This is a genomic window from Zestomonas ipomoeae, from assembly GCF_057128665.1.
In genome coordinates, this window is sequence record NZ_JBSKHQ010000001.1 from 370,062 (window position 1) to 385,944 (window position 15,883).

The following is a 15,883-nucleotide window of genomic DNA, read 5'->3' on the forward strand; positions in this document are numbered from 1 at the left end:
GGAATCCTACTGCAGCACGAAATTAGTGAAGAGCACTTGCTCGATCACCGGTTTACCCACTTCCTTCTGCGCCAACTCCTGAACGCTGGCGGTGGCTTGCTGGCGCAGCATTTCCCGCCCTACCGATGTGCCGAGGGTTTCGAAGTCCTGGGCGGAAAACAGCATGACCAGACGGTTGCGCAGCACCGGCATATGCACCTTCAACGCCTCCAGGGCAGCCTGGTCGCGGGCCATCAGCGCCACGCTGACCTGCATGTAGCGCTGCCGCCCCTTGTAGCTGTAGTTGACCACGAACGCCGGCACCAACTCCTCGTAGATCGCTGGCTGCTTCACCGGCGCGGCACTGACCTGCTCTTCTTCATGGGGCTTTGCCTCGCCGCCCTTGCCAAGGAAGAACCAGGTCGCCCCCACGGACAAGCCAATTGCGACCAGCAACAGCACCACGATCAGCAGGATGAGCTTGAGCTTGCTTTTGCCGGGGGCCTTGGGCTCTCCCGACGGGGCTTCCGGTGCTTCTTTCTTCGCCATGCCAAAAATCCGTCAGAAATTAGGAAGTTCCAGTGCTCCAAGGGGGCGGAGCAAGTGTTATGCCAGCTTAACAATATCCCGCGGCCAGGGCGCGGGGAGTTTCCTCGGCGAACGCCTGCTCCTGGAACGACTTCGCCCGGCGCTCATTCGAGGGCCGGGCGAAATCAAGTCTAGTTCAGCGAGGCTGGGGCAACTCAGGCGTAGTAGTCCACCAGCCCCCTCCCGCTACTGACAACACTGCTGCGCAGCTCGCTCGAAGCCAACGGCAGGTCGCCTTCGACCTCGCCAAGCAGGCGACCCGGCGCCCCACCGCGACCGCGGCCGTCGCCTCCCTGCTCCTGCTGCTGGCCACGCGCCAGGGACTGGTCCGACACGTTCACATCGAGCATGTTCATGCCCTGCTGGGAAAACAGCTCACGCAGGCGATGCATCTGGCCTTCGAGCGCATCGCGAACATGGGCGTGGGGGCTGGCGAAGGTCACCTGGGTCTGGTCCTGGGTCATGTGGATACGCACTTCCAGGCGTCCAAGTTCGGCCGGGTCCAGCTGGATTTCAGCGGACTTGAGGTTCTGGCTGGACATCCACATCACCCGGTCGACCACCGCTTCGCTCCACACGCCTTGCTGCATGGGTACTGGCTGGCCAGGCACCACCGGCGTCGGCCGTGCAATCTGTGCGGTCTGCTGCGAGATGGCTTGGCTCAGGGCGTTGAGCTTGCCGGCGAAATCCTCGCTGCGGGCGCTATTGCCCGGAGCCTCCTTGAGACTCTCGAGCAGTTCGCCGGCAAAATCGCCGGCCGGCAATTCCACCTTGGCATCCGCTTTGCCGACCGTCTCGCGCGGGTCGGCGAAAGCCGCCAAGGCGTTGCCCAGGCCCTGGCTGGCGTTCGCCGCGCCCTGGGCGCTGCCGGTAGCGGCCATGGTCTGCTGGGCAGCCGACTTGGCCTCGGCCTGCGGGTCGACGGCCATGCGCAGCAAGGGCGCGGCCTGCTGCTCGGGTTCGAATTCGGCGATGACTTCGGCCGGCTTGGCCACTGGCGTACCGAGCACGGCGGTCGATACCGGCAGCAAGGCCGCCTCCTCCCCCTCGGCCAATTCAGGGTCGAGGTCCGGGGCGTCTTCCGCCTGCTGGCCGGCCATGCCCATCAACAGCAGCGGGTCGATCGCCTCGGGCTCGGCCGGCAAGGCATTGCCGCTATCGGCAACCGGAGGTGTCACGGCGGCAGAAGGATCGTCGGCATCCTCGCTCGACTCGGCCTTCTTCGGCTTGTCCTCAGCGGCCTTGGACGAGCCTTCGCTGCGCTCGGCAGCCTTGGCCTGACGTTCCTTGGCATAGACCTGGGCGAAGTCGGAAGCCCCGTCCTTGCTGGGCTCGGCAGCCTTCGCCGGGGCCTTGGCAGGCGGCGCCTTGGGTTTTACCTCAGGCGCAGCCTTGAGGAGCAGATCGGGTGCGGCAGACATGTGCACTCTCCGTTCGGGTTGGATCGTGCCAGTGATATAGCAAGGGGTGGGCCAACTCGAACGGGCAACGGTTTGACAGACACCGTGGCCGCCGCAGCCCGGTCAGGGGCGATAGCGTTGCCGTTCGGACTTGAGCAGGATGCGGATGATGGCGAATTCCCGCTCGATCTGCTCGATCAAGGCGGGGGCCTGGTCGAGCCGTTCACGGCGGGCCGCTTCTTCGAGCCGCCGGCACAGCCCCGAGAGCATGGGCGCGCCCATGTTGCTGCAACTGCCTTTGAAACTGTGCGCTGCCAGGCGCAGGGCCTGAGCGTCGGCGTCTTCGCGGGCCTGCTGGAGCAGCCGCAGCCGCTCTTCGGAATCCGCCAGGAAGGTATCCAGCAAAACCGGGTACTCGTCTTCCATGACATCCTGCAAGGCGGCCAAGACGGCATTGTCGAGATGAGATTCGGACACCGGGTCACTCCAAATGAGGCAATGCAGACCCCCTGAGCCTGCCTGAAACATCAAGGCCGCACGCTGCGCAGGCCATGATGGCGAAACGCTAGATTATGCCTGAGCGGACCAGCAAAACTCCACGCAGACCCCCCGTCCATCCGGCTGCCAGGTAAAGCCTTCGGTCAGATTGCGTACCAGTGTCAGCCCCCTGCCGCTGAGCCGATCGTTCGACAATTGTTGCTCGAGCATGCGCTTCACATCGAAGCCCGGGCCACTGTCCTCGACCCGGATGATCAGGCGACCGCCACCCTGCTCTGGCTGCAGCTCCAGATGAAAACGCACGTAGCCTTCCTGCAGCTTGCAAAGGCGCGCACTGCGCTCGCGGTAGTACTGGGCAAAGCCCTGGGCATCTCGCTTGAGCGCCGAATCCAGCCCCATGACGCCGTGTTCCAGGGCGTTCGAATACAGCTCGGCAAGCACCGTGTACAAGGCCCCGCCCTGCGCCCGCAAGCCTCGCACCTCCAGCAACAGCTGCAACAGGAACGGCAGCGGATTGAAGCGCTTCAGGGTTTCGGCTCGGAACTCGAAACTGGCGGACCAGTCCAGCGGACTGCTCTGGCCGCTATCGGAGAAAGACAGTTGCGGTCGGGTCAGCAGGCTTTCCTCGACCAGGCTGATCTCGACCATGCTGATGTCGTCCTGCACCTCGCCGTGGAACGACAGCAGCGCCTGCTGGATTTCCTCGAACAGCCGCTCCGGCTGGCGATTGGCCTCGAACACCTCAATCAGGCGATTCTCGCCGAACAGCTGGCCGCTGCTGTCGCAGGCCTCCAGCACGCCGTCGGACAGCAGGAAAAGGCGATCCCCAAGGTCGAGCGGATAGACCTCGTACTTGTCATCGAACGCCGTCGGTTCCAAAACCCCCAGTGGCAAATGCCTCGACACCAGGGCGATGCGTTCGCCGCTGCCCATGCGTCGCAGGTAGCCATCCGGCAGGCCGCCGTTCCATACCTCGACCACCCGCCGCTGAAAGCTGAGATTGAGCATCGTGGCGCAGCAGAAGACCCCCACCGGCAAGATGCGCTTGAGCTTGGCGTTCATCTCCCGAAGGATTTCCCCCATGGAGAAGCCCTTGGCCGTCATGCCGTAGAACACCTCGGCCAGCGGCATCGCGCCGATGGCCGCCGGCAGGCCATGGCCGGTGAAATCGCCGAGCAGCACATGCATGCCACCGGAGGGCTTGAACGCCGCCAGCAACAGGTCGCCGTTGAACAGCGCATAGGGCGATTGCAGGTAGCGAATGTTCGGAGAACTGAGGCAGCCGGAATGCGCCACCTTGTCGAAGACCGCCTTGGCCACCCGCTGCTCGGTCATCAGGTGTTCGTTGTGCTTGGCGATCAGGTCGCGCTGTTGCAACACGGTGGCCTGCAGCCGACGCAGGCGATCCATGGCATTGATCTTGGCCTCGAGGATCACCCGGTTGTAGGGCTTGGCGAGAAAATCGTCGCCACCGGCCTCCAGGCAGCGCACCAGGGCTTCGCCCTCGGTCAACGAGGTGAGGAAGATGATCGGCACCAGCTCCTCGCCAGCGATCTGCTTGATCCTTCGCGCCGCCTCGAAGCCATCCATCACCGGCATCAGAGCATCCATCAGCACCAGCTGCGGATGCTCCTGCTGGAACAACGAGACCGCCTCCAGCCCATTGGCAGCGGTGAGCACCCGGTGACCCTGGCGGCTGACGATGGTCGACAGGAGCATTCGGTCGGCAGCATTGTCCTCGGCGATCAGGATGGACAAACGCTCGGCCATCGGCGTGCCCCTGTTCAGGCGATCTGGAACAGCTGTTCGAAGTTGGAAATGGCAAGGATCTTGCGCACGTCGGGGTTGCAGTTGATCAGGCGGATCTGGGCATTGTCGCCCCCGGCGTGATCACGCAGCAGCAGCAGCATGCCGAGTGCGGAGCTATCGAGGTAGGTGGTGCCCTTGAGGTCGACCACATAGCTTTTCGGCGTGATGTTCACCCGTTCATAGGAATCGCGAAATTCCTGATGCGCACCGAAATCGAAACGCCCCTGAATGAGGATGGTCAACTCTTGCCCATCGTTAGAGGGCAGCGAGGTGATAGCCATTTATAACTCCTTGTTGATGCGATTGCGCATGCTGAAGATGTAGCATCGACCCAGGCCTTGAGCAACCCGGTCGAAGAAATCCGTCCGGTACCGTCGGGGGCGACACTATGCCGATTGCGCCAAGCGAACGCCACCGCCAGCGGCGATGCACAGGATTTCTATCCCACCGATGCAAACCCCGTCATAGAGGGGTCCCCCGAATCAGTCCCGCTCCTGGCGCGGCAGCCGCTGGGCCAGCTCGTCGAGCAGCTTCTGCTCGCGCTTGTCCTCGACGCGACGCGCCTCATCGAGGTAGCGCTGCACCAGTTTGCGCAGACCTTCCAGACGTGCATGGCGCTGCTGCCAGATCTCCCGCGCCTTGGCGAGGTTGCTGCGGTTCCAGTCAACGCTTTGACTCTGCTGGCCTATGGCGGTTTCCAACTGGGAGAGAAATCTCTGATAGTTCATCAGCCACTGCCCGGAGACGCCCTGGCGCCCTTCGCTGATCCACTGCTGCTGGTAGTCGTTGCGGTAGCGTTCCAGATCACCCAGCTTGCCCTCTGCCTGGGTCAGGGCCGCCTGGCAGCGACCAAGCTGGCGCGCCGCCTCGCGCTCGGCGCGTTCGGCCATTTCGATCACGGGCGCCAGGCGGGCGGCGCGGCTGGTGGCCATGGTCAGCTACCGGGGCTGACGATGCCCGCCAGTTGCGCCGCGCTCTGCGGCAGGGGCTCGCTCTCGCCGAGGCTCTGGCGCAGGAACTTGGCCATGGCCGGCTGGCGGGCAATGGCCAGGTCGGTGTCCGGGTCGCCGCCAGGCACGTAGGCGCCGACGCTGATCAGGTCGCGGCTCTGCTGGTAGCGCGACCACAATTGCTTGAAGCGCTGCGAGGCACGCAGGTGCTCGGCGGATACCACCTGGGGCATCACCCGGCTGATGGACGCCTCGATGTCGATCGCAGGGTAATGCCCTTCCTCGGCCAGCCGCCGTGACAGCACGATATGACCATCGAGCACGCCACGAGCAGCGTCGGCAATCGGGTCCTGCTGGTCGTCGCCTTCGGACAGAACGGTGTAGAACGCAGTGATCGAGCCGCCGCCGGCCTCCGCATTTCCCGCACGCTCCACCAGCTTCGGCAACTTGGCGAACACAGAGGGCGGGTACCCCTTGGTCGCCGGCGGCTCGCCGATGGCCAGGGCGATTTCGCGCTGGGCCTGGGCGTAGCGGGTCAGCGAGTCCATCAGCAGGAGCACGTTCTTGCCCTTGTCGCGGAAGTATTCGGCGATGCGCGTACAGTACATGGCCGCGCGCATGCGCATCAGCGGCGCGTCGTCCGCCGGCGAGGCCACCACCACCGAGCGCTTGAGCCCCTCCTCGCCGAGGATCTGTTCGATGAACTCCTTCACCTCGCGGCCACGCTCGCCGATCAGGCCAACCACGATGATTTCCGCCTCGGTGAAGCGCGTCATCATGCCGAGCAACACGCTCTTGCCGACCCCGGTACCGGCGAACAACCCCAGGCGCTGGCCGCGGCCGACGGTAAGCAGGCCGTTGATGCTGCGAATACCCACGTCCAGCGGCTCGTCGATGGGATGCCGGTTGAGCGGGTTGATCGCCGGCCCGTCCATCGGTACCCAGTCCTCGGCCTTCATCCCACCCTTGCCATCCAGGGCACGGCCTGCACCGTCCAGCACACGGCCGAGCATGCTCATGCCCATCGGCAGGCGACCGGTGTCCGGCAATGGCACCACACGGGCCCCAGGGGCGATGCCCGCCAGGCTGCCGACCGGCATCAGGTAGATCTTGCCATTGGAAAAGCCCATCACTTCGGCTTCGACCTGCACCGGATGGTAGCTGTCGTCGTTGATCACCTGGCAGCGGCTGCCGACCGCGGCACGCAGACCCTCGGCCTCCAGGGTCAGCCCGACCATGCGCAGCAGGCGCCCTTCCACCACCGGCTGGCTGGGCAGCTTCACCGCCTCGAGGTAGCCCCCGAGGCGCTTGGCGAAACTGGTCCGCTCAATGCGCATCGGAAGTGTCCAGATCAACGTCGAGGTCGGCCGCCAGCGGGTGCACGGTCTGCTCGCGCTGCTGCTCGAACAATTGCTTGAGGGCCTGGGTCAGGCGCGTTTCGATGCTGGCGTCGATCTGGCTGTGCTCGCTTTCGACGCGGCAGCCGCCGGGCTGCAAGGTCTCATCTTCGAGAATGCGCCAGCTCTCCTCGTGACGCTCGCGCAGCGCCTTGACCAGCTCGAAGTCCTGCGGATTGATATGGATGCGAATGTTCTCGGCGCCCATCGGCAGCAGCTTCAAGGCCTCGCGCAGCACATGGCGCAGCTGGCTGGAGTCGATTTCCAGTTCGCGCTGGATGACCTGGCGGGTCATGTGGCTGACCAGGGTCACCATCGCCTGCTCCAGTTGCTGGTCCTGCTCGGCGATGGGCTCGAACAGTTGGGCCATCAACCGCTCAAGCCCTTGCAGCTTGAGCTGCAAGGCCGCATCGGCCTCCTGCTTGGCCTTCAACTGGCCGGCATGGAAGCCGTCCTTCTCGCCGGTGCTGAACCCTTCGTTGTAGGCGTCCTGGCGGATCGCCTCGAGTTCATCGAGCGTCAGCGGCTTGACGGCCTCCAGCGGGACGTCCTCGGCCTCACGCTCGACCGCGTCCTCCGCTACCGCGTCTTCGGGCACGGCCTCCTCGGCCGGCTCCTGGCCGGGGGGATCGAAACTGGGCAATGACCAGCGATCGAAAACGTTGACATCCTTGGCACGAATCAGCTCACTGGGAAGCTCTTTGGCCATTTAGATCATCTCTTCGCCGCCCTTGCCGCCGAGTACGATTTCCCCGGCTTCGGCCATGCGACGGGCAATGGTGAGAATTTCCTTCTGCGCCGCTTCGACGTCGCTGACACGTACCGGCCCCTTGGCATCCAGGTCGTCGCGCAGCAGCTCGGCCGCGCGCTTGGACATGTTCTTGAAGATCTTCTCCTTGATCGCCTCGTCGGAGCCCTTCAATGCCACCACCAGCACGTCGGAAGAAACCTCGCGCAGCAGCGCCTGGATGCCACGGTCGTCGACATCGGCCAGGTTGTCGAAGACGAACATGAGGTCCTCGATCTGGGTCGAGAGGTCCTCGTCCACCTCGCGGATGGAGTCCATCAACTGTCCTTCCACCGAGCTGTCGAGGAAGTTCATGATGTCTGCCGCGCGCTTGATGCCGCCCAGGGCGGCGCGCGTGGTGCTGGCACTGCCGGAGAACTGCTTCTCCAGGATCTGGTTGAGTTCCTTGAGCGCCGCCGGCTGCACGGTATTGAGGGACGAGACGCGCAGGATGATGTCCAGGCGTACCTTATGGTCGAAGTGGCTGAGCACCTCGCCGGCCTGGTCGGGATCGAGGTAGGCGACCACGATGGCCTGGATCTGCGGGTGCTCGTAGCGGATCACGTCAGCCACGGCGCGCGGCTCCATCCACTTCAGGCTATCCAGGCCACTGGTGCTGCCGCCGAGCAGGATGCGGTCGATCAGGTTGCCGGCCTTGTCTTCGCCGAGGGCCGCAGTGAGCATCTTGCGGATGTAGGCGTCGGACCCCACGCCCAGGCTGGTCTGGTCGCCGACGATGTCGACGAACTCGCCCATCACCTTTTCCACCTGCTCGCGATGCACGTTGCGCATCTGCGTCATCGCCACGCCGACCCGCTGCACTTCCTTCGGTCCCAGGTGGCGCAGCACCTGCGCGGCATCGGTTTCGCCGAGGGACAGCAGCAAGATGGCCGCCTTGTCGACCTTGGTCAGTTTGGGAGCACGGGCGTTTTCGTTACTCATCGGCGTTGATCCACTCTTTGACGACTTGAGCTACCCTGCCCGGATCTTCAGCCACTAGGTTCTTGATGGCGTTCAATTGTGCATCATACCCCTCGGACGGGCTCGGCAGGAGAATGCTCTGCGGCCCGCCGAGGCTAACGCGATCATCGGCCAGATCGCCTTCCAGCCCACCCATGTCGCCCAGCTCGACGTCGCCACTGGTGGCCAGCTCCTTGCCCTTGCCGCCGCTGACGATGTTGTTCAGCACCGGGCGCAGCACGAACCAGATCAGCACCAGGATGATCAGGAACGGCAGCGACTGCCGCAGCCCGCTGAGGATCATGCCGAACCACTCCTGCTGGTACCACGGTAGCGAGACCAGCTCGTCGCCCTGATCGGCCATGAACGGCGTGTTGATCACGCTGACGCTGTCGCCACGACTGGCATCGAAGCCAACCGAGTCCTGGACCAGGCGGGTGAAGCGCGCCAGATCCTCGGTGGTCCAGGGCACACGGCTGGTTTCGCCGGTCTGCGGATCGACACGAATCTGGTCATCCACCACGACTGCCACCGACAGGCGCTTCAGGCGGCCCTGCTGTTGCTTGGTATAGCTGATCGAGCGATCGAGTTCGAAGTTGCGGGTCGACTGCTCGCGCTTGTCGGCCGGGAACGGCGCCAGCATCGGCTGGCCGGTGGCCGGATCGATCACCTGCTGGCCATTGGCGTCCACCAGCGGCTGCCCAGGGGCGACCGCGGCCGAAGCGGCGGCCTGCCCGGCCTTCTCCGGTGCGCTAGCGGCACCGGGCGGCTGGTTGCTCAACGCGCCGGGCACCCCCTGCGGCGGCAGGCTGCTCTGGCGTTGCTCGTTGACCGACTGCTCGCTGCGCAGCGCCGGCTGGTCCGGGTTGAACATCTCCGAGGTGGATTCCACCGAGCTGAAGTCGACGTCTGCCGAGACCTCTGCCTTGTAGCGGCCGCTACCCAGTACCGGCTGCAGGATGTTATGCACGCGCTGGGTGAACAGGCTTTCCATGCGCCGGGTGTAGTCGAACTGCTTGCCGGCCATGGTCAGCTCGGACAGCTCCTGCTGGTCGGAAAGCAGGTTGCCCTTCTGGTCGACAATGGTGACCTGCGACTTGTTCAGCTCCGGCACGCTGGTGGCGACCAGGTTGATGATCGCCATCACCTGGCTCGGCTCCAGGGCACGGCCCGGATACAACTCGACGAGTACCGACGCGCTTGGCTTACGCTCGTCGCGCACGAATACCGAACTCTTCGGAATCGCCAGGTGCACACGGGCGGCCTTGACGTTGTTCAGGCTCGAGACCGTGCGGGCCAGTTCGCCTTCCAGGCCGCGGCGATAGCGGGTCGCTTCCATGAACTGGCTGGTACCGAGCCCCTGTTCCTTATCGAGGATCTCGAAACCGATATTGCCATCGCTCGGCGCCACGCCAGCGGCGGCCAGCTTCAGGCGGGCGTTGGCCAGGTCCTCGGCCTTGACCAGCAAGGCGCCGGAATTAGGCTCGATGCTGTAGCTGATGTTGGCGGCGGTCAGGGTTTCCACTACCTGGTTGGCGTCCATCCCGGACAAGCTGCCATACAGCGGACGGTAGTCCGGCTGCTGCGACCAGAGCACCACCGCAAAACCGATGGCGACGCTGGCCGCCAGGCCGACCAACAGGCCGAGCTGACGCAGCACCGACATGTCGGCGAGGTTTTCCAGAAAGGTCAGCCCGAGCAGAGGTTTCTTCGGCTCGAGATCGCCGGCCTTGGCCGGCATGTTGTCCGCGACTGCTTCAGCCATCTCTCAACCCGCCCCTTAAACCGGCATCTGCATGATGTCTTGGTACGCCTGGACCAGCTTGTTGCGCACCTGGGTCATGGCCTGGAAGGAAACACTGGCCTTCTGCGAGGCGATCATCACGTCGGAAAGATCCACGCCGCTCTGGCCCATCTCGAAGGCGGTAGCCATCTGGTTGGCAGTCTGCTGGGTCTCGTTCACCTTGTTCACGGCCTGCCCGAGCATCTCGGAAAAGCTGGGCGCGCCGGGTTCGGCGGGAGCGCTGACGGCAGGTTTGCTGCGCGCCATCGCTTCCGTCTGCATGGAACGCATTTCCAACATAAGGCGATTGAATTCAACACCCTGGCTCATGGTTTCCTCCACTGACCGCGGAAAATTGACGCTGCGCGGTTCGATAACAGAGGGATTGCAACAAGGGTGCCAAAGGAGCAGCCAGCGGCTGCGAGACGCAGACGGAGGGACGGCCGCGCGCGGCGCAGCCCGTAACGCTAGCGAGCCACGCCGAAATTATCCGGCGCGGCCGAGCGGGAATGGGCGAGGCATCGAGGCGACTCTAGCTGGCGAACAAGTACGCCTCCACATCCATGCCGGCATCGCGCATCTGGGCCAGCTTGTAGCGCAGGGTTCGCGGGCTGATGCCCAGGCGTTCGGCAGCCTCCTTGCGGCGACCGCGCTCGGCACGCAGGGTGTCGATGATCATCTGGTACTCGTGGCGCCGCATGTCCTCGCCGAGCGCACTGGGCTCGCCCCAGGATTCGGCGGGCGCTGGGGCAACCGCCACGGGCGCCGCCAACGGCGCAGGCGCCAGGCCGATGGGAGCATTCAGGCAGAGATCCTGAGGCTGGATCACCCCACCCTGTTGCAGGATCAGCGCCCGCTGAATGGCGTTGTCCAGCTCACGCACATTGCCCGGCCACGGATGCCTGGTCAGGCAGCTCTGCGCCTCCGGCGACAAGCGCACGGTGGCGTGATTCATTTTTTTGACATGCTTGGCCAGCAGGCGCTCGGCCAGCGGCAGAATGTCGGCGGTACGCTCGCGCAATGGACGCCAGGCCAGCGGGAATACCGACAGGCGGTAGTACAGGTCCTCGCGGAAACGCCCGGCGGCCACTTCTCCCGCCAGGTCGCGGTTGGTGGTGGCGAGCACGCGAATGTCCAGGGAGATCGGCTTGCGCGCCCCTACCCGCTCCACTTCGCGCTCCTGCAAGACACGCAGCAGCTTGGCCTGCAGACCGAGGGGCATTTCGGAAATCTCGTCCAGCAGAATGGTGCCGCCATCAGCCAGTTCGAATTTGCCCGGCTGGGCGGCGACGGCGCCGGTGAACGAGCCCTTCTCGTGGCCGAACAGCGTGGCCTCGAGCATGTTGTCGGGAATAGCCGCGCAGTTGATGGCAATGAAGGCCTTGCCGGCACGAGGGGATTGCTGGTGGATGTAGCGGGCCAGCACCTCCTTGCCGGTACCGGACTCACCGGAGATCAATACGGTGGAATCGCTCCTGGCGACCCGCGCCGCCAGCTCCAGCAATTGCCGGCTGGCCGGCTCCAGCGCCACCGGCCCCTCTCCGTCCGCCTCACTCAGGCGCCCGAGGGCATGCCGCCCCACCAGCTCCAGCAGGGTCTTGGGCTCGAAGGGTTTGACCAGGTAGTCGGCCGCGCCCTGGCGAATCGCCTCGACCGCGCGCTCGACAGCGCCATAGGCGGTCATCAATAGCACCGGCAGTTGAGGAAAGCGACTGCGGATCAATCCCAGCAGCTGATGCCCATCCATGCCCGGCATGTTCACATCGCTGACCACCAGGCTGAAGGACTCCTCTCCTAGTGCCGCCAGCGCGGCCTCGGCACAATCCACCGCACGATAGTCATGACCGCCGAGCAACAGGGTGTCGCCCAGGGCCTCGCGCAGCGCGCGATCGTCTTCAACCAGCAAAACTTTGGCGGTCATGGGTTTACTCCTGGATTAACGTTGGCGCCGCGGGAATCAGCGGCAAAGTCAAAATGGCGCAGGTTCCACGCCCAACCCGCGAGCGCAGTTGCAGCTCGCCCTGATGGGCACGCGCCACCGCCTTGACCACCGCCAGGCCGAGGCCGGTTCCAGTGGTCTTGGTGGTGAAGAAGGGCTCGCCCAGGCGCGCCAGGGTGCCGGCATCGATGCCGGGGCCGTTGTCGCTGATGGACAGGCGCAGCACATTGCCGCGGCGGTAGAGATGGACTTTCAAGCGCGCATCGCGGCCAGCCGCCTGGATGGCGTTCTCGATCAGGTTGAGCAAGGTGCCGACCAGGGTGTCGCGGTTGCACAGCAGCTCGCCAGCCTGGACATCGCACTGCCAGCGCACCGTCATGTCCTGTACGTGGGGCTCGGCAGCACGCCGCAGCGCCTCGAACAGCGCCGGCGGCGACAGGCGATCGGGCAATGGCAGTTCGCCGCGCGCGAACACCAGCATGTCACGCACCTGATGCTCCAGTTCGTGCAGGCGCTCCTTGAGGCGACCGGCAAAGCGCTGCTGCTGCTCGGCCGGCAACACCTGCTCGTTGAGGTGGCTGGCATAGAGCAAGGCAGCAGATAGCGGGGTGCGGATCTGGTGGGCCAGCGAGGCAACCATGCGGCCCAGGGCGGACAGGCGCTCGTGACGGGACAGCTGGTCCTGCAGGCGGCGGGTTTCCGTCAGGTCGGTGAGCAGGATCAGCATGCCGGGCTCGGCATGCAGGGAACGGGTAGCGATGGAGAGACGGCGCCCGTCTTGCAGGGAAATTTCGTGCCCGTCGTCTTCCCGGGGGGCGAAGCTGCGGGCGATGACCTGGCGCCAGAGCATGCCGACCAACGGCTGCCCGAGCAGGCCCCGAGCCACCGGATTGGCTTCGCGCACGACGCCCTGGCCGTCGATGACGATCACGCCGCCGGGCAGCAGATCGAGCAGGCTTTGCAGTCGGTGGGCCAAACGCTCTTTCTCGGCCAGCTCCTGCATGCGCTGGGCGCTGACCAGGGCCAGTTGGCCTTTCAGCTCGCTGACGCGGGCCTCCAGCATGCTGTAGGACTCGCTGAGCTGGCTGGACATCTGGTTGAACAGGGCGAAAGCCTGTTCCAGGCCGGCACGGCTGGCTTGCTCGATAGGCGCATCGCTGGCTTGCGGGTCGAGGGTGTCGCGAACGGCTGGGGTCATCTTTCTTCTCTCGCTCGACTCAGCGTCATAAAGACGGTCGGTTACAAGAGCTTTAGCAATCCCCGTGCCTAAAAAATTAGTCTTATTTTTCAATAGTTTAAAAATAAAAGCCGGAGGTTGCGTCAAACCTCCGGCTATCTCGGCCCACTCTGTCAGCGAATCGGCGGGATCACTCGTCCTGCTCGTCCTCGCGACGGCTCATACCGTATTTGCGCATCTTTTCCACCAGGGTGGTGCGACGAATGCGCAAACGCTCGGCGGCTCGGGCGACCACTCCGCCGGCATCGTCCAGCGCCTGCTGGATCAGACCCTGCTCGAGGTTGCCCAGGTAATCCTTGAGGTCCAATCCCTCAGGCGGCAGCAGGGCCGAGGACGTGAGGCCCGGCAGACTGGGGCCGATTGCCGCGCGCTCTTCGAACTCTTCGCGCAGGCTGGAAGCCAGCTGCTCGTCCTCGTCGTCGACATGGCGGAATTTCTTCGGCAGCTCGCCGACGCCAATGACGCCATAGGGATGCATGATGGCCATGCGCTCCACGAGGTTGGCCAGCTCGCGCACATTGCCCGGCCAATCGTGCCGGCAGAGCGACATGATCGCGCCCGAATTGAAGCGGATGGAGCCGCGCTTCTCGTGCTCCATGCGCGAGATCAGCTCGTTAATCAGCAGCGGAATGTCTTCCGCCCGCTCGCGCAACGGAGCCATCTCGATGGGAAAGACGTTGAGGCGGTAGTAGAGGTCTTCGCGAAAACTGCCCGTCTCGATCATCTGTTCGAGGTTCTTGTGGGTGGCAGCAATGATGCGTACGTCGGCGGACTGGGTACGGTTGCTGCCGACACGCTCGAAGGTGCGCTCCTGCAACACGCGCAGTAGCTTGACCTGCATCGGTAGCGGCATGTCGCCGATCTCGTCGAGGAACAATGTGCCGCCGTTTGCCAGCTCGAAGCGACCGGCACGACTGGTGATGGCGCCGGTGAACGCGCCCTTCTCGTGGCCGAACAGCTCGCTTTCCAGAAGCTCCGCCGGAATGGCACCGCAGTTGACCGGTACGAACGGCCCTTCGCGACGCTTGGAGTGATAGTGCAGGTTGCGCGCCACCACCTCCTTGCCGGTGCCCGACTCTCCGAGAATCAGCACACTGGCTTCGGTGTCGGCCACTTGCTGCATCATCTGCCGCACCTGGTGGATCGCCCGGCTGGTTCCCACCAGGCTGCGGAACAGATTGGGCTCGCGCTGGCGACCGCGCTCGCGGGCCTGGTCATACATCTCACGGTAGACCTGGGCGCGATGCAGTGAGTCGAGCAGTTTGTTGTAGCTCGGCGGCATTTCCAGGCTGGTGAGCACACGACGACGCTGCTCTTCGGTCCAGTCGCCGGGTGCCGGGTCGCCCAGCAGCATCAGAGGCAGGAACTCGTCCCACGCTGCCAGTTGCTTGAGCAGCTCCAGCGTGCCGCCCTTGGACTCGACGTCACCGAGCAAGACGCTCAGTACCTCGCGACTGGAGGACAGCGAGGCGACCGTGCGCTGCCAATCCTGGCTGCCGCAGGCAAGATGCTCTTCGCCAAGGAAATTGAGGATGACCGTCAGATCCCGGCGGCGCTCGTGATTGTCGTCAATCAGCAGAATTTTGGTTTCACGCCACATCTGTCTTGTTCTTGCTCGTGGGCTGAAGGAAGGAGGCACGCCCTAAAAAACCCCGGGAGCGCCATCAGTTAGCCACTAGTTAAGTCAAAATTTTGAATTGAGTCAAATTTATGGCGTGATAAATCCGCTTTATCCGACAAAACGGCCAACCAAACGTTCGGGGGGAGCGCGTGAAACGCCACTTGCAGCACAAAAGCGGTTTACAGAAGAAACCGCCTTCACAAAAGAGAGTAGTACCGATGGCGTCGCTCAGCCGAATAGCTGATAGACCTTGGCACCCTGTTGGGATTGGTTCAATTGGATCAACTCACCGGCCAGGCGGCGCTGCTCGGTCTGGCAAAGCGTAACCAGCTCGCGGTAGAGGTCCAGCATCTCTTGCAAGCGGACCCGCAGGCCTTCTTCATCGCGCGCGGCGTCCAGCATCGCTTCGTCCACCGCCAGGCGGCACTGTTGATCCAACTCGCCGATGGCGGCCCAGTCCTGCCGCGCCAATGCATCGCGCAATGCCGAGCCGGTCGCTTCGAGATGCTGAACGGATGAACTCATGATCGTCTCCCGGACACCGTTATTGACTGATGGCGTCCCAACCGGTCTTTACATTGCGCAGCAATTCCGCCACTTCGTCCAGCCGCGCCGCATCGTTTTGCAGATTCGCCTCAACCAGACGGCCAACCATGTAATCGTAAAGGCTATCCAGATTGGCGGCCAGTTCGCCGCCCTGCTCCAGATCCAGCCCTTCGCGCAGCCCGCCGATGATGGCGATGGCCTTGCCGATCAATTCGCCCTTCATCGCCACTTGGCCGCGCTCCATGGCGCCCTTGGCCTGGGCCAGGCGGGAAATGCCGCCCTCCATGAGCATCTGGATCAGGCGATGAGGAGTAGCCTCGAACACTTGGGCCTGAGTGTTGACCGTCTGGTACTGCTTGAGGGCCGCCATCGCGTTCATAATCGCTCCG

16 protein-coding genes are annotated in these 15,883 nt (G+C 64.1%); all 16 read right to left on the reverse strand.

The annotated features are described in order from the left end of the window. Nucleotides 1-6: 6 nt before the first annotated feature. On the reverse strand, nucleotides 7-528 hold the full coding sequence (fliL, locus tag ACWKV7_RS01600; protein ID WP_483855881.1) for a flagellar basal body-associated protein FliL: 522 nt from the start codon (nucleotides 526-528) through the stop codon (nucleotides 7-9). 194 nt (nucleotides 529-722) lie between these two features. After that, nucleotides 723-1,988, reverse strand: a complete 1,266-nt coding sequence (locus ACWKV7_RS01605) for a flagellar hook-length control protein FliK (RefSeq protein WP_483855882.1) — start codon at nucleotides 1,986-1,988, stop codon at nucleotides 723-725. A 102-nt stretch (nucleotides 1,989-2,090) separates the two neighbouring features. Further along, complete coding sequence (locus ACWKV7_RS01610) at nucleotides 2,091-2,444, reverse strand: Hpt domain-containing protein (RefSeq protein WP_483855883.1); 354 nt, start codon at nucleotides 2,442-2,444, stop codon at nucleotides 2,091-2,093. A gap of 93 nt (nucleotides 2,445-2,537) precedes the next feature. Further along, the gene (locus ACWKV7_RS01615; protein ID WP_483855884.1) at nucleotides 2,538-4,235 is read right to left on the reverse strand and encodes an ATP-binding SpoIIE family protein phosphatase; all 1,698 of its coding nucleotides are present in this window, start codon (nucleotides 4,233-4,235) and stop codon (nucleotides 2,538-2,540) included. Between the two features lie 14 nt (nucleotides 4,236-4,249). Next, on the reverse strand, nucleotides 4,250-4,555 hold the full coding sequence (locus ACWKV7_RS01620) for an STAS domain-containing protein (protein WP_483855885.1): 306 nt from the start codon (nucleotides 4,553-4,555) through the stop codon (nucleotides 4,250-4,252). Between the two features lie 201 nt (nucleotides 4,556-4,756). Further along, nucleotides 4,757-5,206, reverse strand: coding sequence for a flagellar export protein FliJ (gene fliJ / locus ACWKV7_RS01625; protein WP_483855886.1), 450 nt, complete (start codon nucleotides 5,204-5,206; stop codon nucleotides 4,757-4,759). 2 nt (nucleotides 5,207-5,208) lie between these two features. Next, nucleotides 5,209-6,561 carry a flagellar protein export ATPase FliI gene (gene fliI, locus ACWKV7_RS01630; protein WP_483855887.1) on the reverse strand — a complete coding sequence of 451 codons (1,353 nt, stop codon included), beginning with the start codon at nucleotides 6,559-6,561 and terminating at the stop codon, nucleotides 5,209-5,211. Continuing rightward, the gene (gene fliH, locus ACWKV7_RS01635; RefSeq protein WP_483855888.1) at nucleotides 6,551-7,330 is read right to left on the reverse strand and encodes a flagellar assembly protein FliH; all 780 of its coding nucleotides are present in this window, start codon (nucleotides 7,328-7,330) and stop codon (nucleotides 6,551-6,553) included. The genes fliI and fliH overlap by 11 nt, the downstream gene beginning before the upstream one ends. Beyond that, nucleotides 7,331-8,350 carry a flagellar motor switch protein FliG gene (fliG, locus tag ACWKV7_RS01640; RefSeq protein WP_483855889.1) on the reverse strand — a complete coding sequence of 340 codons (1,020 nt, stop codon included), beginning with the start codon at nucleotides 8,348-8,350 and terminating at the stop codon, nucleotides 7,331-7,333. Beyond that, nucleotides 8,343-10,133: a flagellar basal-body MS-ring/collar protein FliF gene (fliF, locus tag ACWKV7_RS01645; protein ID WP_483855890.1), complete on the reverse strand. Its 1,791-nt coding sequence runs from the start codon at nucleotides 10,131-10,133 to the stop codon at nucleotides 8,343-8,345. Before fliF ends, fliG begins: the two co-directional genes overlap by 8 nt. Before the next feature lie 15 nt (nucleotides 10,134-10,148). Then, a complete protein-coding gene (fliE, locus tag ACWKV7_RS01650) occupies nucleotides 10,149-10,481 on the reverse strand; it encodes a flagellar hook-basal body complex protein FliE (RefSeq protein WP_483855891.1) in 333 nt (110 codons plus the stop codon). A gap of 202 nt (nucleotides 10,482-10,683) precedes the next feature. Further along, nucleotides 10,684-12,072, reverse strand: coding sequence for a sigma-54-dependent response regulator transcription factor FleR (fleR, locus tag ACWKV7_RS01655; RefSeq protein ID WP_483855892.1), 1,389 nt, complete (start codon nucleotides 12,070-12,072; stop codon nucleotides 10,684-10,686). A gap of 4 nt (nucleotides 12,073-12,076) precedes the next feature. After that, nucleotides 12,077-13,288, reverse strand: a complete 1,212-nt coding sequence (locus tag ACWKV7_RS01660; RefSeq protein ID WP_483855893.1) for a sensor histidine kinase — start codon at nucleotides 13,286-13,288, stop codon at nucleotides 12,077-12,079. A gap of 169 nt (nucleotides 13,289-13,457) precedes the next feature. Further along, a complete protein-coding gene (locus tag ACWKV7_RS01665) occupies nucleotides 13,458-14,927 on the reverse strand; it encodes a sigma-54 dependent transcriptional regulator (protein ID WP_483855894.1) in 1,470 nt (489 codons plus the stop codon). Between the two features lie 249 nt (nucleotides 14,928-15,176). Next, nucleotides 15,177-15,473, reverse strand: a complete 297-nt coding sequence (gene fliT, locus ACWKV7_RS01670; RefSeq protein WP_483855895.1) for a flagellar protein FliT — start codon at nucleotides 15,471-15,473, stop codon at nucleotides 15,177-15,179. Nucleotides 15,474-15,492: 19 nt separating this feature from the next. Further along, entirely contained in the window at nucleotides 15,493-15,873 is a 381-nt protein-coding gene (gene fliS, locus ACWKV7_RS01675) for a flagellar export chaperone FliS (RefSeq protein ID WP_483855896.1), read from the reverse strand. Between the last annotated feature and the right edge of the window lie 10 nt (nucleotides 15,874-15,883).